This window comes from Flavobacterium agricola (assembly GCF_025919725.1).
Classification (GTDB): Bacteria; Bacteroidota; Bacteroidia; order Flavobacteriales; family Flavobacteriaceae; genus Flavobacterium; species Flavobacterium agricola.
The window spans coordinates 415,320-434,250 of the sequence record NZ_CP081495.1 but is presented as its reverse complement, the minus strand read 5'-3'; the positions used below and the strand labels follow the sequence as shown (position 1 = coordinate 434,250).

Genomic DNA, 18,931 nt, shown 5'->3' with positions numbered 1-18,931 from the left:
GAAATAAAAGAAAACAGCTTTGAGATATTTTGTTAAATTTGCTTACAATGGCAAAAATTATCACGGATGGCAAATGCAGCCAGATGCCATTAGCGTACAAGAAGTTTTTAATAAAGCGTTATCCACTTTATTACGTGAAAACATTGAGGTTGTTGGCGCTGGCCGAACCGATGCTGGCGTACATGCCCAACAAATGTTTGCCCATTTTGACAGCAATCAAATACTAAATTCAGCAACTTTGGTTAAAAGAATGAATTCTTTTTTACCTAAAGATATTGTTGTTTATGATTTTATTTTGATGCACAATGAGGCACATGCACGTTTTGATGCCGTTTCAAGAACTTATCAATATCACATCCATAATTTTAAAGATGCTTTTATTCACGAAGGCAGTTGGTACCAACATCAAACTTTAGATGTTGCTAAAATGAACGAAGCTGCCCAATTGCTTTTTAACTATATAGATTTTGAATGTTTTTCTAAAACACATACCGATGTAAACACATTTAACTGCCAAATAAAACAAGCTTTTTGGACACAAAACCAAAACCATTTGGTATTTACTATTACAGCCGATCGGTTTTTACGTAACATGGTGCGTGCTATTGTTGGTACTTTAGTAAATGTGGGCCTTGGTAAGCTTTCTATTGCCGGGTTTCAGGAAGTTATAGAAAGTAAATCGCGTAAAAAAGCTGGCTTTTCGGTACCGGCACACGGTTTGTATTTAACCCAAGTTATTTATCCTTATTTAAACAATGAAAACAATTAATACAGATTCACTGATTAAAGTAATTAAGCACGGTAAGCCGTACAAAGCCCGATTTATTTGGGTTATTGTTTTTGCTGTTTTATTATCTGTATTTGCAGCTTTACGTCCTTTTTTACTAAAAAAAACCATTGACCTTTATATTACTTTAAAAGATTTAGACGGCCTGTTTTATTACATTATTTTAATGGGCGTTGTTTTACTTTGTGAGGTAGCTTTTCAGTTTTTCTTTACTTATTTCGCTAGTTGGCTTGGACAGGATATTGTGAAAGATATTCGAGAAAAACTGTTTAATCACATTATCAGCTTTAGAATAAAATACTTTAATACCGAACCTATTGGAAAAATTGTAACGCGAACCGTTTCGGATATCGAATCAATTGCAAGTATTTTTTCGCAAGGTTTGTTCATGATTTTTTCTGACGTTTTAAAAATGGTTGTTGTACTATTTTTTATGTTAAGCATGAACTGGGAATTAAGTATTATTCCTATTCTGGTTATGCCAATTTTGGTTTATGCCACACGCGTTTTTCAGCAAAAAATGAAAGTTGCCTTTCAGGAAGTAAGAACGCAAGTTGGTAATTTAAACACCTTTGTTTTAGAGCGTTTATCGGGTATGAAAATTGTGCAACTTTTTACCCAAGAAAAAAACGAGCTTGAGAAGTTTGAAGAAATTAACATGGCACACAACAAAGCTTGGTTAAAAAATATTTTATACAATTCCATTTTTTTCCGGTTTCAGAAATTTTATCTTCATTAACCTTAGCACTTGTAGTTTGGTACGGGGGGCATCAAATTATTGAAGGCAGTCGTGATACAACCTTTGGCGATTTATTCTCGTACACGCTTTTTATTCAGCTGTTATTTACGCCTTTGCGTCATATTGCAGATAAATTTAATGTGTTGCAAATGGGGATTATATCGGCCGAACGTGTTTTTGAAGTTTTAGATACAACCGAGCATGTACAACCTACAGGAACAAAATCTTTAGACCGATTAAAAGGTGATATTGAATTAAAACAAGTTCGTTTTAGTTATGTACACGGAGAAGAAGTTTTAAAAGGCATCGATTTAAAAGTAAAGGCAGGCGAAACCATTGCTATTGTTGGTACAACAGGTGCAGGAAAATCTACCATTATCAATTTATTAAATCGTTTTTACGATATCGATTCGGGCGAAATATTATTAGACGGACACGATTTGTATGATTTTAAAGTTGAAGATTTACGCAAAAACATAGCCGTTGTATTACAAGATGTTTTTTTATTTGCCGACAGCATTTACAACAACATTGCCTTGTACAACCCCAACATTACAAAACAAGATGTGATAGAAGCAGCCAAAAAAATTGGTGCGCACGAATTTATTATGCAATTACCCGGCGGGTACGATTTTAATGTTAAAGAACGTGGAGGCATGCTTTCGTCAGGACAACGTCAGCTTATCGCTTTTATTCGCGCCTACGTAGCTAAACCTAATATTTTAATTTTAGACGAGGCAACTTCATCTATCGATTCGTACACCGAAGAACTTATTCAAACTGCAATAGAAAGATTAACGAAAAATTCAACATCAATCGTTATTGCCCATCGTTTAGCCACCATTCAACATGCCGATCGCATTATTGTTATGGATAAAGGAAAGATTATAGAAGAAGGAAATCATTACGATTTAATTACTATTCCGAACGGATATTACAAAAAATTATACGAATCACAATTTAAAAACAATTTGTAGTGATATTTACTATTTTATCACTATTTTAGCGAATAAATAAAGACAGAAATAAAGCATTTATGAAGTATGATATTATCGTTCTAGGTAGCGGACCTGGCGGGTACGTAACTGCAATTCGAGCTTCTCAATTAGGTTTTAAAGTTGCTATTGTTGAAAAAGAAAACTTAGGTGGTATTTGTTTAAACTGGGGGTGTATTCCTACAAAAGCCCTATTAAAATCAGCTCAAGTTTTTGATTATTTAAAACATGCCTCTGACTACGGTTTAACCATTACTGGTGAAGTAGATAAAGATTTTAACGCTGTAATTCAAAGATCTCGTAACGTTGCAGAATCTATGAGCAAAGGTGTTCAGTTCTTAATGTCAAAAAATAAAATTGATATTATTAACGGATTCGGTAAAGTAAAAGCTAACAAAACGGTTGAAGTTACTTTAGCAGACGGAAAAGTAGAAAATTATACAGCTGACCATATTATTATTGCAACTGGTGCACGTTCTCGTGAATTACCAAACTTACCTCAAGACGGTAAAAAAGTAATTGGTTACCGTCAAGCAATGACATTACCAGAACAACCTAAAAAACTTATTGTAGTAGGTTCTGGAGCAATTGGTGTAGAATTTGCGCATTTTTACAATTCAATGGGTACAGACGTAACTATTGTTGAATTTATGCCAAACATTGTTCCGGTTGAAGACGAAGATATTTCTAAACAATTTGAACGTTCTTTAAAGAAATCTGGAATTAAAATCATGACCAATTCATCAGTTGAAAAAGTTGATACAACAGGTGAAGGCGTAAAAGCTTATGTTAAAACAGCTAAAGGTGAAGAAGTTTTAGAAGCTGACGTGCTTTTATCAGCAGTTGGTATTAAATCTAATATTGAAAACATTGGTTTAGAAGAATTAGGTATTGCTACCGATCGTGATAAAATTTTAGTAGACAAATATTACCAAACTAACGTACCAGGTTATTACGCAATTGGTGACGTAGTTCCAGGTCAAGCATTAGCTCACGTAGCTTCTGCAGAAGGTATTTTATGTGTTGAAAAAATTGCAGGCTTACATGTAGAACCTTTAGATTACGGTAACATTCCTGGTTGTACGTATGCAACTCCAGAAATTGCTTCAGTTGGTTTAACAGAAAAGAAAGCCGTTGAAGCTGGTTACGATATTAAAGTTGGTAAATTTCCATTCTCAGCATCAGGAAAAGCAAAAGCAGCTGGTACACCAGACGGATTTGTAAAAGTTATTTTTGATGCAAAATACGGTGAATGGTTAGGTTGCCATATGATTGGTGCTGGTGTTACCGATATGATTGCAGAAGCAGTTGTAGCACGTAAACTAGAAACTACAGGACACGAAATTTTAAAAGCAGTTCACCCTCACCCTACGATGTCAGAAGCGGTTATGGAAGCTGTAGCAGCAGCTTACGGTGAAGTAATTCACTTGTAAGCCAAGCTTAAAATATTTAAAAAAAGGAAAGATTAAAATCTTTCCTTTTTTTGTTTTACATATACGCCTATTTTGTATTTTGCGTTACAAATACAAGTAGTAAAACCCAACATGACCCCAAAAAAAATATTCTTATTTGCCTTTTTATTTTTGATGCAAATACTTGGTGCACAAACCAACAACGATTCAGTTTTAGTGCACGAAGAAGTAAATAAATTAAAAAATTTACGCATTAAAGATTCAACTAAAATTGAATTATTATTAGAAGAAATTAAAGGACTTATTTTAGTTTCTGAAACGCAACAAAAAGAAAATGATTTGCGCTTTAAGCAAATTATAGATTCGATTAGTCAACAAAAACAGCTTGATTTAATAAACCGTTACGACGTAAAAACAAACGGAATTCCTGTTATTTTATACAGCGATACGTTATTTTATGTGTACAATGATTTACCACCTTTAACAGCACAAGAAAGAGCCAGCCATTACGCAGCTGCCGTAAAATATTTATACAAACAACCCGATTATAATGCCGATTCGTTAAAAATTATTGCCAACGGCGATTTGTTGGATATTATGTACGAAGATCGTATTATAACATCGGTTAGTGATTTAGACGGGCTTTGGATTGGCGAATCACAACAAAAAATAGCTAAAAATTATTTAAAAGCAATTGTTGATACCGTTCAGGAATACAAAGACAAAAATTCGTTAAACCAACAAATAATTCGTTTTGCAGAGATTACTGCTTTATTGGTATTGCTATTTGCTTTGTTTTACGGTATAAAAAAATTAACCCTATTTTTAGGACGCCGATTTAGAGAAAATAAACACCTGCTTCCTAAGGGCATTTCAATCAATAATTATCAATTTATAGACCGCGAACGTTTATCAAACTTTGTAGACAAAGCTTTGTGGTTTTTTAAATACTTTTTGTACCTGCTTGCCGTATTTATATTCATACCTTTTATGTTGCGCTTGTTTCCGCAAACCGAAATTTATGTGTTTCAATTAACCAAATGGGTAAGTGCACCATTTAACAGCATTAAAGATTCAATTTTTAATTACATACCCAAACTAATTAAAATAATTTTAATCGTATTTATAGGTAAATCAATCATTCGTTTTTTACGTTACATAGCAATCGAGATTTCTAGAAAAAGATTGGTTTTTAATGGTTTTCATCCCGAATGGGCATCACCAACCTTTTCAATCGCTCGTTTTGTATTAAACGTTTTTATTTTGATTATGATTTTTCCGCTTTTACCCGGGGCAGATTCTATAGCTTTTCAGGGTATTTCGGTATTTTTAGGTATTTTATTATCAATCGGATCATCAACAGCAATTACCAACATTGTTTCGGGTTTGGTTATTGTTTATATGCGCCCGTATAAAGTGGGAGATTGGATTAAAACTAAAAATGTAAAAGGCATTGTTATTGAAAAAAATTTATTGGTTACACGATTAAAAACCGCGAATAATGAAGATGTTACCATTCCGAATTCATCCGTTTTAAACGATCATACCATAAATTATTCATCTATTGGTAAAGAACAAGGTTTTGCTATTAGCATTCAGGTTCATGCAAAATACGATTACGAATCGGAACAAATAGAAAACTTATTGTTACAAACTGCAACAAACTATTCAGATTTAGATCAGAATCTTAAGCCATATGTTTTGCATTTAGATTTAAACCAAATGTATGCTACGTACGAATTAAATGCTTATACGTTTCATTCTGAAAAAATATTGCTTGTTAAATCTGAATTAACTAAACGCGTAAAAAACAGTTTAAAAGCTGCCGGAATAGAAATGACAATTAACAATTATTTTGAAATTAAATCGGTGGCCGATTTTACAACCAATACCAAAAAAATCCGTCTAATTAGACGGATTTTTTTACATGCTTTGAATAGCTTCGATTAAAGCATCAATATCTTCTGGTGTATTTTCGTGACTGAACGATAAACGTAAGCTTGGTACTTGCAACGCATTAGCATCTAAAATTTCTGCCAAAACATGAGAAGGTTTTATACTACCCGATTGACAAGCACTACCGCGAGAAACAGCAATGCCTTTCATATCTAAATAAAACAAAATCATTGCAGTTTTATCTACCGATAAAGGCAATCTTACATTTAAAATATTATAAAATCCGTTTTCTCCGCCATTAAATGCAACGGCCGGAAATGCTTTTTTAAAGGCAGAAATGGCGTAATTTTTTACCGCTGTAACTGCTTGTTGTTGGGCACCTAAGTTTGCATAAGCCAAGTCTAAAGCTTTTGCCATGCCAACAATTTGATGCACAGCCTCGGTTCCGGCTCTAAATCCTTTTTCTTGTTCACCACCGTGTAATAAAGGCTGAATAATGGTATTCTTTTTTACATAAACAAAACCAACACCTTTTGGTCCATGAAATTTATGTGCGCTAGCAACTAAAAAATCTAAATTTGCTGCTTGCACATCAATATTAGTTTTACCAATTGCCTGAACGGTATCCGAATGAAAATAAGCTTGGTACGCTTTACAAATTGCTCCAACCTGAACCAAATCTAAGACCGTTCCGATTTCGTTATTAACATGCATCAAACTAACTAAAGTTTTGGCTGAACTGCTGCTTAAAACAGTTTCTAAATCTGAATAAGCAATTTCTCCTAACGAATTAACCGGTAAATAAACCACCTCAAGCTCCGGATTTTTTAACTGTAAAACAGCTAACGTGTGCAAAACGGCATGATGCTCGAGCTTAGTTGTAACAATGCGAGTAACTTTTAAATCGTTTACTGCAGCTTGCAAAACCCAGTTATCACCTTCGGTTCCGCATGATGTAAAAATAATTTCGGTTGCTTGTGCATGAATATGTTTAGCAATGGCTTTACGTGCTGTTTCTACCTGCACTTTAGCTTCGCGCCCAAAAGAATGGGTTGATGATGGATTACCGTAGGTATGAGTTAAAACCTCAAACATGGTTTGTGCCACTTCTGGCAAAACAGCTGTTGTTGCTGCATTGTCTAAATATATTTTTTTCATGATTATTGCATTGCTTTTAATTTTTTGTCAGGAAACAAAACTTGTTTGTTAAACAATATTACTGAACAAAATATGATAAAATAACCAATTAACTGCGTGCTGCTAACTTGTTCTTTAAAATAGAAAAAGGCCAGCATAAAGTTAATTAGCGGATTGATGTAAATTAAAATTCCTACGGCTGAGGAACTTATTCCGGTTAACGAATATAAGTTTAAATAAAGCGGAATTACCGTAAATAAAACCACCAAAAAGAACAAACAAATGTAAAAAATGCCTTCGGTTGGAACTGCTTGAGAATACGCAGGATAAAATGGGGCTAAAATAACTACCATAACCAAAAGCTGAATATTTAACGAAATAAAGCTGTCAAAAACTTTATTTTTACGTTGCGATATTAAATACGAGGCATATGTTAAAGCAATTAGCAAACTAAAATAAACATCTTTTAAGCTATTAAATCCTAAAATTAAACATGCAATTATGCTGATAAAAATAGAAGCTTGTTGCCATTTGTTTAAACGTTCTTTTAAAATAAAAAATGCTAAAACCGTAGTAACAATTGGGCAAATTAAATACCCAAAAGATCCGGCCTGAATAGAAACGTGGTTAATTACGTATATAAAAATAAACCAGTTAAAGGTTAGCAATGCTCCGCCTAAAATGGTTAAACCTAAGGTCGATTTTTTTTGTGCTTTAGGTAAAGCTTTAAATGTTTGAATATTTTTTTTGATTTGCTTTTTTCTGAAAACTACATTAATTAACGTAATTAAAATGGCTGAAGCAAACGCGAAAAAACAAAATATCTAAAGACGAATAATGCTGCAACGGTTTTAAAGCTAAGCTTAAAAAACCCCACAAAACAAATGCAGTAAATGCAGCTAAATAATATTTTTTATTATCCATAAAAGTTGATGAATTGGCTTAGCAAATTTACAACTTAGATTAGATTTAACGTTTTAAATTATAAAATTTTTAATCAGCAACCTCATCAGCATTAATATTTTGTTTTTTCAATATTTTTTTAACAGCAATTGCAAAAAATAATAAATATGCAAAGCAAATAAATGATATAATGTACGATTGATGAATGCCAATAATGTCGGATAATTTTCCTTGAATTGGCGGAATAATTCCACCTCCTAAAATCATCATAACCAAAAATGCTGAACCTTGCGAAGTATATTTTCCTAAGCCCAATAAAGATAAATTAAATATTGCCGGCCACATAATAGAACATGCTAATCCGCCCGATAAAAAGGCATAAATAGCAACGGTTCCTGTTGTAGATAAACCAACAAACATGGCTAACAAACCAAAAACAGCAAAAACAAGTAACGTTTTTACAGGTTTATTTTTACTAACTTTAAAAGCAACTATTTGTAGTAAAACACAAATTACATAATAATATAAATTGCTCATATTTTGCCCAGCAATAAAGTTTACCAAATAAATTACTGCTAAAGCAATTAAAGGTACAACAAACATTAACAATTGCTTTTTAGCATCAGAAAGTTTAAACACGCTAATTGCTCCGGCCCAACGCCCAATCATTAAACTGCCCCAGTACATCGAAATATAAGGAGCTATTTCTGAAGATGCTAATCCGCCAAAATCAGGTAAAGTTAAAAGCTCACCTAAGTTGCTACCTACCCCAACTTCTACCCCAACATATAAAAATATAGCAATCATACCTAAAACCAATTGCGGATATTGCATCGCTCCCCAACCGTTGGTGTTTTTTTTCGAGAAAAATAAAGCAGATAACAAACCTAAAACAACAACAGCTAAGGCACCAATTAACCAATACATGCGGCTAAATTCTAATTTATCTTTTAACGGTTTAATTTCTACAGATAAATTGTTCCTATTTTCTACCAAAACCTGAGCCATTAAATCACTTTGCTGTTCTTCGGCAGTATATTGTTTTAACTGATTAACAATTACTTGATATTCGTTTTGAAAGGTTTCTAATTGTTGCGCTTCTTGCGTGCGGTAGCTATTAAAAACAGGTGCAAAACAAACACCTAAAAACAAGGTCATAATTAGCAATAAGATAAGCGCTTTGTTCGATTTTTCTACTGGTTCAATTACTTTTCCATCGGGTACTTTTTTAGAAAAATAAAACATGGCTGCTGCAATTAAAAATAGCACACCAACACAAACATATAAAAGCACAACTTTGTTTAAGGATAATAATTTTATTTGTTCTTCGGTCACCATTTTAGTTGATCCAAAAAGAGCAAAAGCAATAATTAACGGACCTATTGTTGTTCCGAAAGAATTAATTCCGCCTCCTAAATTTACACGATCAGCTCCGGTAATTGGATCACCTAAAGAAATTGCAAACGGATTAGCAGCTGTTTGTTGCAGTGAAAAACCCAACGCCACAATAAATAACCCAACTAACATACCTATATATAGGTTTGCTTCTACAGCAACAATCATGGCTCCTGCTCCTAATGCCGAAAACAACAAGCCGTAAATAATACTTTTTTTATACCCCCAAGAACTTACTAAATCTTTATTGCTCGAATTTCCGAAAGCAAATAACAACAGCGCACCTAAATAATAAGCGGTATAAAAAGCAAAGTCAACCAATTGCGATTGAAACTGATCTAAAGAGAAGTAACTTTTACAAAAAGGAATAAAAATACTATTACCTGCAGCAATAAATCCCCAAAAGAAAAAAACAACGACTAAGGTATATAAAGCAGGATAATTGGTTTTAATTGTTGACGTAGCCATGATATATTATTTGTTTGTTGCTTCAAATATAATAAAGCTAAACCTATTTTATATTAAGTTAATTTATTAATTAAAAATGTTATTTTTGTGAGATAATAATTTTACAGAATGAAAAAAATTTTAGGCCTGTTAGCTTCAATAGCTTTATTGACTAGCTGTGACGATGGAGATATAGTAATTGAAAGTTTAAACTTTGGCAATGCGCAAATTACCACTTGTGTTGCTGCACCAACGGGTTTGTTATTTAAAACCAATGCACAAGAATTGTTGTTGATTGATGTGCCCGCAAATTTATTTGGCAATCAGCTTTCTACAGCAGAAAACCCTAAAACGTATACGTTACAAGCAAATAAACAAGAAATTATTTACAGACAATACAGCGGAAATGTTAACAGCTCTGCTATTTGTAGTGCTATTCCGCCTGCTAGCCCAACGGTTTCTGACCAATGGCTTGGTCAACCTGGTGGTGTAATTGAAGTTATTACAAGCGAAGTTTTTACAACCAATACAACAACAGGCGTAACAACGGTTAGCGGATATTCTCATGTTATCCGTTTTAGAAACGTACAATTACGAAACGAACAAAGCAGTTTTGTGTACGAAATGTATAATTTTGGAGAATATGTAGTTCGAATTTAAACCACATTTCACGTTATATCATAAAAAAAAGAGCCAATTTGGCTCTTTTTTTTATGATATAACTTAGTTAAAGAGTATAAATCGTTTACAAATCAAATCGATACATTTAACAAGATAATCGCTACGTTTGAAAAAAAATCACTTGCGATTAAATTTGTTAAAAAAATACATTTTTACAAAAAAAATCATTTTTCCTTGATTTTAATTAATAAAAATACAAATAAATTTGGAAATATCCAAAATCAAAAATACTTTTGTAGGGGGAAAATTGTTAAAAACATAAGGGAAAATGTATTTAAAAGTATTAGTATTCGTACTAATATGTAATGTTGCTATGGTTCGTGCACAAGTGGGAATTGGGACTACCACGCCGCACGCATCAGCAATATTAGATATTTCTAGTACAAACTCGGGGATATTAATCCCTAGAATCAAATTATTAACTGATGGTGATGATTCTGGAATTAATAAACCTGCAACTGGCTTATTGGTATTTAATACGAATGTAGCCAAAAATCTTCAAGAAGGTTTTTATTATTGGAATGGTAAAAATTGGAAATCTTTACAAGGCAATAATTCTTCTTCTCCAGGAACACCTGATGCAAACGTTTGGGGACTTTTTGGAAATTCAAACACAAACAGAAATCAACATTTTATTGGCACTACCGATTGGCAAGATTTAAGCTTTAGAGTTACTAATGAAGCATTTGCAAAATTTGGAGTACACGGCACTATAAATTTAGGGTTTGAATCTCAAACCGAAGGAATGCATTCTGTAGCTATCGGCTATGCGGCCAAAACAAATACCAACCATGCATTTGCTATTGGGTCTGAAGCACAAGCTAAAACTCAATATTCCTACGCTTTAGGTCATAAAGCAATTACAAGTGCAAATGAATCTTACGCCATTGGTAAAGAAGCGCAAGCAAGTGGTTATATAAGTTACGCTATTGGCTACTTAGCCAAAGCTAGAAGCAACGATACGTTTGCTATTGGTAACCAAGCTAATGCAAGTGGTTATCAATCGTACGCTATCGGTAAAGGTTCAAATGCAAGCAACAATAATGCTTATACACTTGGTAATGAATCTTCTGCAAGCGGACAACAAGCAATTGCTGTAGGAAATAAAAACCAAGTTACAGCAAATAATGCATTGGTTTTTGGTAACAATTCTAGCACAACAGGTAGTTCAGGTATGGCAATCGGGAACGAAACAAATTCAATCGGATATCAAGCATATGCCATAGGAAATAAAGCTTACGCAAAAGGAGATAATTCATTAGCTATTGGACAAGAAGCTAAAGCGCAAGCATTAAATTCATTAGCGATTGGAAATAATGCGCAAGCAAACAATCATCAATCTACAGCTATTGGTTTTAATGCAACAACTGATCAAGACAATGCTATCGTTATTGGAAACAACAAGGAAAGTACTAAAATTGGAATTGGTACAAGTAAACCGGATGAAAAATTACATGTTGCAGGAACAATTAAAATAGTTGATGGATCGCAAGGTGCTGGAAAAGTACTTACTTCTGATGCAAACGGAAAAGCTTCATGGCAAAATTTAGAAAAAACGATAGGTGATTTTACTTTATCAAGTGATGAATTTGCAGTTAATGATGCATCCTTATATAAAATAAATTTTACAAACAAAGTAAACCTTGGTATTGAACCTTTCGAAAATGGATTTAGAGTAAAAACACCAGGAAATTACTTAGTTACGTACACCATTACATTAGAAGGAACCAAAGGAAACAACGGTAGATTAGAGTTTTTTTTAGGAAAATATACAAACAAAGTTGATGATTGTTCTGTAAAAACTTCTATTTCTAAAGATGAAATAAAAACCGTCACTTTATCAAGAATTATAAACATTACAAACATATACGATGTTTATAGTTTATATGTGCGTTTAGACAATGCAAGTTCTAACGGCAAAATTTTAAAAGCAGGAACAAATTTACTTGTTCAGAAAATTTAACCCCAAATTTTTCCTATTTATAATAAAAAACATCTCAAAAAATATTTTTTGAGGTGTTTTTTTAATTTATACATTTTGTTTAATGTAAACTTGTGTTGCTCCGATGCCATATTTCTGATAGTTAGCATCTTCAAAAGTTACATTATTATAACGGCTTAGCATAAAATCAAGCTCGGTTTTTAAAACCCCTTCACCTACGCCGTGAATTAAAACAATACGCGGAATTCTGTTTCGAATAGCATGTTCTAAATGATGGCGCGCGGTATCTAATTGTATGGTCAAAATATCATGATTGCTCATTCGTGAAAAATCTTTAACTAATTTTTCGATATGTAAATCGTAAGGAATAGAAAAAGGTTCTTTTTTTGATGCTTTATCTTTTACAACATGTTTTCTTTTTGGATCTGCTTTTTCGGCTAAAACTTGTTGCACCGAAACGTTAGCAAAAAAACGCGCAGGTTCATCAGCAATTTTAATTAATTCTGAAGTATTAAATTCCAACTCAAAATCATCAACATTTACAACTATTTTATCTTTTTTAATTCCGGTTACAAAGCCCGTAATATCATCATCTAAAACAGCAACTTTATCTCCTTTTTCAAAATTCATTTTCTTTATTTTTATTATTAGGTGTTTTAGCCATTAATTTCATCATGGCATAAAAAAATATGACAACTACAACTATTTGTAAAATTTTATTCGGATTTTCTGAAGCTTGGTCCATAAGCGCCCAAATCATTACAACAAATAAAATAGGCCAATATAATTTTTTCATATCACAAAGTTAGAAAAATGAATGGTTTTATCCCATCAATATTTATCGAATTATTAACAGATAAAAGTTACTTTTGCCAAAAATTGCAGCAATCGTGTTAAACGTTATATGATAATTGCAATTTAAACGTTCCTGATTTAGAATTGAATTATTATGAGGTTTAAAGGTTATTTTTTAGGGCTATTATCTTCCGTTTCGTACGGATTAATTCCGCTTTTTGTTTTACCTATAAAAAAAGCGGGGTTTGGTATTGATACCACGTTATTTTATCGGTTTGCTTTTGCTGCACTTTTACTAGGAAGTTATTTGTTATTGAAACAAAAATCGTTTAATATTGAACGAAACCAAATTTTAACTTTGGCTGTGTTAGGTATGTTTTACGGCATATCATCAGATTCGTTATTTTTAGCTTACGATTATTTAAATGCAGGGGTTGCATCAACCTTATTATTTATTTATCCGTTATTGGTTGCTATAATAATGGCTTTGGTTTTTAAAGAAAAATTAAACAGCACTTCAATATTTGCCATTGTTTTTACACTTATTGGCGTACTTTTACTTAGTTTACAAAATGGTAAGTTTGCCATAAATGGCATTGGCTTATTTATTATTTTTATAAGCGCTTTAGGTTATGCGTTGTACATTGTTACGGTAAGTAAATCAAACGTAAAAAACTTAAACGGATTGGTTTTAACCTTTTATTCTTTTTTATTTACAAGCGTATATTATGCCGTAAAATTACTAACCGACAGCAATAAAAACTTTGAAATTCCAACATTTTCTTTAGGTTTAAACTTGGCTTTATTTGCTTTAGTTACTACTGTAATTTCTAGCTTAGCTCTTGTTTTTGCTATTAAATATATTGGTTCTACCGCAACATCTATTTTAGGGGCTTTTGAGCCGGTTGTTGCCGTTAGCATTAGCGTATTGTTGTTTGATGAATTTTTCTCGTTAAACCTAGCTTTAGGAATTAGTTGTATTATATTGGGTGTAACCTTAAATATAATTGGAGATGCCTACAAAAACAGAAAGAAATTAAAAAAAGCTACCCTTGGGTAGCTTTTTTATTATCTTGAATAATTTGGTGCTTCTTTTGTTATAGTAACATCATGAGGGTGAGATTCTTTAATTCCGCTTGTTGTAATGCGGACATTTTCTTATAGCTGGTAAAAAAGTAATCCTAACAAAATTCAAAAAACGTTATTTATTTAATAAATATTTAAAAAAAACTTAAAAAAACAATACAGCATATAACATAATAAAAAAAACGAAATGCCGTTGTACATAAAAAAATGATTTTATGAAAAAAATGATTATTTTATGTTGTTGCTTATTTAGTTTAACAACGTATTCTCAGGTGGGTATAGTAACTACAACCCCAAAAGCAACTTTAGATATTCAAGCAATAAATCCAACTGGATCAAGCAGTCAAGTTGATGGTATTTTAATTCCTAGAGTAGATAGAGAAAGAGCACAAAATATGGAAAATATTAGTACATCAACATTAGTTTATGTATCTGATGCTCTAAGTGGAGAACAAATAGGAAAAGCAATTCATATTAACGAAAATGGCTATTATTTTTTTGATGGAAATGTTTGGCAAAAACTAACACAAACAAGTTCTAAATTTAATTTAGGTGACATTAAATATAGTGCTTTAAAAATAGATCACGACGGTTGGTATTTGCTTGATGGACGCCAAATAAGTACTTTAACTAATGTATCAAAAAACAATGCCAACTTACTTGGTTTTACAACTAATTTACCAAACGCTAACGGAAGAGTAATTAAACAAGTTAGTAGTAAAGAAGTAAATACAGTAGGAGGCAATAGTACTGCGAAATCTATAAGTATAACCAGAGCAAATATTCCTAATTTTACCATGTCAGGTACTACAAGTTCTAACGGTGCTCATACACACACTACAACTAACAATAATTATACTACTGGAGCTGTGAATTCTTCAGGATTTTCATCTGGTGGGCAAACTTGGGCAACTACTAGCCTAGTTAACTCTGCATTTACAATTAATAGCGCTGGAGCTCATACACATACGTTTTCTGTTTCAACCGGCGGCTCAGGCACTCCTATTAGTGTAAATACAGAAGATGAGTATCTTTCAGCAAATACATTTATTTATTTATTTATTTAGGTTATTAGGTATACAAAAACAGAAAGAAAGAAAGAAAGAAAGAAAAAAAAAGCTACCCTTGGGTAGCTTTTTTATTATCTTGAATAGTTTGGTGCTTCTTTTGTTATAGTAACATCATGAGGGTGAGATTCGTTAATTCCACTTGTTGTAATGCGAACAAATCGTCCTTTTTCTTGTAGTTCTTGAATAGATGCAGAACCGCAATACCCCATTCCGGCACGTAAACCACCTATAAATTGTAACATAGATTCGTTTAATTCGCCTTTATATGCTACGCGACCAACAATTCCTTCTGGAACCAATTTTTTAACATCATCTTCAACATCTTGAAAATATCTGTCTTTAGAACCGTGTTGCATCGCTTCTACAGAACCCATCCCGCGATAAGATTTAAATTTACGTCCTTCGTAAATAATAGTCTCACCTGGCGATTCTTTTGTTCCTGCTAACATAGATCCTAACATAACAGAATCTGCTCCGGCAGCAATCGCTTTAGGAATATCACCGGTATAACGTACACCACCATCAGCAATTACAGGAACTCCAGTACCTTTTAAAGCTGCTGCAACTTCTAAAACTGCAGAAAACTGAGGAAAACCAACCCCAGCAACAACGCGAGTAGTACAAATAGAACCTGGTCCTATTCCTACTTTTACCGCATCAGCTCCACTTTCTGCTAAATACAAGGCAGCTTCTGGCGTAGCAATATTACCAACCACCACATCTAAACTAGGAAAAGCAGCTTTTACTTTTTTAAGTACATCTACCACGCCTTTTGTATGTCCGTGAGCCGTATCAATAATTACTGCATCAACACCAGCGTTAACCAAAGCTTCGGCACGTTCTACCGCATCAGCTGTTACACCCAATGCTGCAGCTACACGTAATCTACCAAATGAATCTTTGTTGGCGTTTGGTTTTTGTGTGATTTTAGTAATGTCACGAAACGTAATTAAGCCAACTAATTTGTTGTTTGCATCAATTACTGGTAATTTTTCGATTTTATTTTTTTGAAGAATTTCTTCGGCTTGCGCTAAAGTTGTTCCTTGTGGCGCAGTAACCAAATTTTGCGTAGTCATAACTTCTGTTATGGCACGTTCGTTATTTTTTTCGAATCGTAAATCACGATTGGTAACGATCCCTTTTAAAATATTATTTTCGTCTACAACAGGAATTCCGCCGATGCTATGTTCTTTCATTGCATTTTTTGCATCACCTACTTTATGGTGTAAACTTAAAGTTACCGGATCCATAATCATTCCTGCTTCGGCACGTTTTACTTTTCTAACTTCTGCAGCTTGCTGCTCAATTGTCATATTTTTATGTAAAACACCAATACCACCTTCTTGCGCCATAGCAATTGCCATTGCACTTTCTGTTACCGTATCCATTGCTGCAGAAACAATAGGAACGTTTAAAGTAATGTTTTTTGAGAATTTAGTTTGTGTGGAAACTTCGCGTGGAAGTACTTCGGAATAATTTGGAATTAAAAGAACATCATCGTATGTTAGACCTTCTCCGATGATTTTTGTTGTGTGTGCTTTCATGTTGCAATTGTTGTTGAATTGCATACAAATTTAAACTTAAATTGTTTAAAATAAAAATATTATTTGGTTTTTATTAATGGTACTGATTAAATACTAATAAAGCTTCGTTGTAAGCGGCTTCAAAGCTCATTAATTTTACATTAGTTGGCGCTTTTTCGGCCGTAAAATAAGACAGTATTTTTTCGGTTGGCATATTTCCGGTTAAATCATCTTTAGCCATTGGACATCCGCCGTAACCTTTTATAGCGCCATCAAAACGAATACAACCAGCTTTATAGGCAGCATCAACTTTTTCAAACCATTTATCTTTGGTAGTATGTAAATGGGCTCCAAATTCAAGATTTGGGTATTGAGGAATTAAGTTTGAAAATAAATAATCTATTACTTCTGGTGTTGAGCTTCCAACGGTATCTGATAAAGAAATTATTTTCACCCCCATTTGCGCTAATTTAGCTGTCCAATCTGCTACAATATCTACATTCCACGGATCACCGTACGGGTTTCCGAATCCCATAGATAAATAAGCTACAACTTCTTTATCTGCCTTATGAGCAATTTCTAAAATTTCTTGTAAGGTAACAATAGATTGTGCAATGGTTTTGTGCGTATTACGCATCTGAAAGTTTTCTGAGATTGAAAACGGAAAACCTAAATATTGAATTTGCGCGTGCTGAGCTGCGGCAATCGCACCTTGCGTATTGGCAATAATAGCCAGCAATTTTGTTGTGGTTTGTGATAAATCTAATTGTGCTAAAACTTGAGCCGTATCTTGCATTTGTGGAATAGCTTTTGGAGAAACAAAACTTCCAAAATCTAACGTATCAAAACCACAACGAAGTAATGATTGAATGTAACGCACCTTAGCATCTGTAGGAATAAAAGCTTTAATGCCTTGCATGGCATCGCGTGGACATTCAATAATTTTAACCGCTTTTTTTTCTGTATTTAGCATTTTTAATAGAATAGAATTGTAAATATAGAAAATTCAAGCGTTATTTTAATAACGCTTGATTGATATCTTTAATTAATTGTGGTCCTTCGTAAATAAAACCCGTATAAAGCTGAATTAAGCTTGCGCCTGCCTCAAACTTTTCTAACGCATCTTCAACCGAATGAATACCGCCAACTCCAATAATTGGGAAAGCTTTGTTGCTATTATCTGATAAAAATTTAATAACCTCGGTAGCACGTTTGGTTAGCGGTTTACCAGATAAACCACCTATTTCACTCTGATTTTTAGAAATTAATCCATCGCGCGAAATGGTTGTATTGGTTGCAATTACGCCTGCTATTTTAGTTGTTGCAACAATATCAATAATATCTAACAATTGTTCGTTAGTTAAATCGGGCGCAATTTTTAACAAAATAGGTTTGGCTTTTGCTTTTGTAAAATTTTTATTTTGCAAGGTTTGCAACAAATGCATCAAAGGTTCTTTATCTTGTAAAGCACGCAAATTAGGCGTGTTTGGCGAACTTACGTTTACCACAAAATAATCAACCACATCAAACAAAGCATCAAAACAAATTAAATAATCGTTTACGGCATCTTCGTTCGGGGTAATTTTATTTTTACCAATATTACCACCAATTAATACATTTTTATTTTTTTGTAAACGTTTTACAGCAGCTTCTACCCCACCGTTATTAAATCCCATTCGGTTAATAATTCCAGAATCTTCTATTAAACGAAACAAACGTTTTTTTGGATTTCCGTCTTGCGGTTTCGGAGTTATGGTTCCGATTTCAATAAAACCAAATCCTAAATTAGATAATTCCTGAAAGGCATTGGCATCTTTATCTAATCCTGCAGCTAAACCTACCGGATTTTTAAATTTAATACCAAAAACTTCGCGTTCTAAACGCGGATCTTCTACTAAAAACTTGGCACGCAACATAGCCGGAACGCCAGGAATGGCAGAAACCTTTTTTAACCAATTAAAAGTTAAATAATGCGCTTGTTCGGGATCCTTTTTAAATAAATACGGTCGAATTACTGATTTGTACATAATAGTTGTGTTGTTGGACAAAAATAATGATTTGAAATGGGTATATAAATTAATTTATTAAATAAATAAAACGTAATTTTAAGGGCAGTATTAAAC

General features: G+C 33.1%; 16 protein-coding genes and 1 pseudogene. 9 read left to right on the top strand and 8 right to left on the bottom strand.

Going from position 1 to position 18,931, the window contains the following annotated elements; all coding sequences use genetic code 11:
* The first annotated feature begins 19 nt into the window (after nucleotides 1-19).
* From truA to K5I29_RS02085, 5 genes and pseudogenes are all read left to right on the top strand, one after another.
* Nucleotides 20-769 carry a tRNA pseudouridine(38-40) synthase TruA gene (truA, locus tag K5I29_RS02100; RefSeq protein WP_264434210.1) on the top strand — a complete coding sequence of 250 codons (750 nt, stop codon included), beginning with the start codon at nucleotides 20-22 and terminating at the stop codon, nucleotides 767-769.
* Nucleotides 756-1,582: pseudogene (locus tag K5I29_RS13515) on the top strand (ABC transporter transmembrane domain-containing protein); the annotation flags it as partial. The gene truA and the pseudogene K5I29_RS13515, both read left to right, overlap by 14 nt.
* 93 nt (nucleotides 1,583-1,675) lie before the next feature.
* Entirely contained in the window at nucleotides 1,676-2,503 is an 828-nt protein-coding gene (locus K5I29_RS13510) for an ABC transporter ATP-binding protein (RefSeq protein WP_394358597.1), read from the top strand.
* Nucleotides 2,504-2,562: 59 nt separating this feature from the next.
* Complete coding sequence (gene lpdA, locus K5I29_RS02090; RefSeq protein WP_264434209.1) at nucleotides 2,563-3,954, top strand: dihydrolipoyl dehydrogenase; 1,392 nt, start codon at nucleotides 2,563-2,565, stop codon at nucleotides 3,952-3,954.
* Nucleotides 3,955-4,065: 111 nt separating this feature from the next.
* Entirely contained in the window at nucleotides 4,066-5,883 is a 1,818-nt protein-coding gene (locus K5I29_RS02085; protein ID WP_264434208.1) for a mechanosensitive ion channel family protein, read from the top strand.
* On the opposite strand, the gene K5I29_RS02080 is transcribed toward K5I29_RS02085, so the two are convergent.
* The 3 genes from K5I29_RS02080 to K5I29_RS02070 all read right to left on the bottom strand — a co-directional run bounded on the left by K5I29_RS02080 (nucleotide 5,857) and on the right by K5I29_RS02070 (nucleotide 9,732).
* Complete coding sequence (locus K5I29_RS02080) at nucleotides 5,857-6,987, bottom strand: cysteine desulfurase family protein (RefSeq protein ID WP_264434207.1); 1,131 nt, start codon at nucleotides 6,985-6,987, stop codon at nucleotides 5,857-5,859. The two genes, K5I29_RS02085 and K5I29_RS02080, sit on opposite strands and share 27 nt — an antisense overlap.
* Before the next feature lie 2 nt (nucleotides 6,988-6,989).
* Nucleotides 6,990-7,745: an EamA family transporter gene (locus tag K5I29_RS02075; protein ID WP_264435152.1), complete on the bottom strand. Its 756-nt coding sequence runs from the start codon at nucleotides 7,743-7,745 to the stop codon at nucleotides 6,990-6,992.
* Nucleotides 7,746-7,959: 214 nt separating this feature from the next.
* Complete coding sequence (locus K5I29_RS02070) at nucleotides 7,960-9,732, bottom strand: MFS transporter (protein WP_264434206.1); 1,773 nt, start codon at nucleotides 9,730-9,732, stop codon at nucleotides 7,960-7,962.
* Nucleotides 9,733-9,840: 108 nt separating this feature from the next.
* Here K5I29_RS02070 and K5I29_RS02065 point away from each other — a divergent pair, with 108 nt between their 5' ends.
* Both K5I29_RS02065 and K5I29_RS02060 read left to right on the top strand, forming a co-directional pair.
* Nucleotides 9,841-10,371, top strand: coding sequence for a hypothetical protein (locus K5I29_RS02065; RefSeq protein WP_264434205.1), 531 nt, complete (start codon nucleotides 9,841-9,843; stop codon nucleotides 10,369-10,371).
* A gap of 289 nt (nucleotides 10,372-10,660) precedes the next feature.
* Nucleotides 10,661-12,355 (top strand): hypothetical protein, encoded by a 1,695-nt coding sequence (locus K5I29_RS02060; protein WP_264434204.1) that lies wholly within the window; start codon nucleotides 10,661-10,663, stop codon nucleotides 12,353-12,355.
* A 66-nt stretch (nucleotides 12,356-12,421) separates the two neighbouring features.
* Here the strand turns inward: K5I29_RS02060 and K5I29_RS02055 are convergent, their stop codons facing one another.
* The gene (locus K5I29_RS02055) at nucleotides 12,422-12,964 is read right to left on the bottom strand and encodes a Smr/MutS family protein (RefSeq protein ID WP_264434203.1); all 543 of its coding nucleotides are present in this window, start codon (nucleotides 12,962-12,964) and stop codon (nucleotides 12,422-12,424) included.
* The gene (locus K5I29_RS02050; RefSeq protein ID WP_264434202.1) at nucleotides 12,954-13,130 is read right to left on the bottom strand and encodes a hypothetical protein; all 177 of its coding nucleotides are present in this window, start codon (nucleotides 13,128-13,130) and stop codon (nucleotides 12,954-12,956) included. Before K5I29_RS02050 ends, K5I29_RS02055 begins: the two co-directional genes overlap by 11 nt.
* 153 nt (nucleotides 13,131-13,283) lie before the next feature.
* Here K5I29_RS02050 and K5I29_RS02045 point away from each other — a divergent pair, with 153 nt between their 5' ends.
* Together K5I29_RS02045 and K5I29_RS02040 are read left to right on the top strand one after the other, a co-directional pair.
* The gene (locus tag K5I29_RS02045) at nucleotides 13,284-14,189 is read left to right on the top strand and encodes an EamA family transporter (RefSeq protein WP_264434201.1); all 906 of its coding nucleotides are present in this window, start codon (nucleotides 13,284-13,286) and stop codon (nucleotides 14,187-14,189) included.
* 241 nt (nucleotides 14,190-14,430) lie between these two features.
* Nucleotides 14,431-15,282: a hypothetical protein gene (locus K5I29_RS02040; protein WP_264434200.1), complete on the top strand. Its 852-nt coding sequence runs from the start codon at nucleotides 14,431-14,433 to the stop codon at nucleotides 15,280-15,282.
* A 74-nt stretch (nucleotides 15,283-15,356) separates the two neighbouring features.
* Here the strand turns inward: K5I29_RS02040 and guaB are convergent, their stop codons facing one another.
* The 3 genes from guaB to K5I29_RS02025 all read right to left on the bottom strand — a co-directional run bounded on the left by guaB (nucleotide 15,357) and on the right by K5I29_RS02025 (nucleotide 18,835).
* On the bottom strand, nucleotides 15,357-16,829 hold the full coding sequence (gene guaB / locus K5I29_RS02035) for an IMP dehydrogenase (protein ID WP_264434199.1): 1,473 nt from the start codon (nucleotides 16,827-16,829) through the stop codon (nucleotides 15,357-15,359).
* Between the two features lie 73 nt (nucleotides 16,830-16,902).
* Nucleotides 16,903-17,781: a beta/alpha barrel domain-containing protein gene (locus K5I29_RS02030; protein WP_264434198.1), complete on the bottom strand. Its 879-nt coding sequence runs from the start codon at nucleotides 17,779-17,781 to the stop codon at nucleotides 16,903-16,905.
* Nucleotides 17,782-17,821: 40 nt separating this feature from the next.
* Nucleotides 17,822-18,835 carry a quinone-dependent dihydroorotate dehydrogenase gene (locus K5I29_RS02025; RefSeq protein WP_264434197.1) on the bottom strand — a complete coding sequence of 338 codons (1,014 nt, stop codon included), beginning with the start codon at nucleotides 18,833-18,835 and terminating at the stop codon, nucleotides 17,822-17,824.
* Between the last annotated feature and the right edge of the window lie 96 nt (nucleotides 18,836-18,931).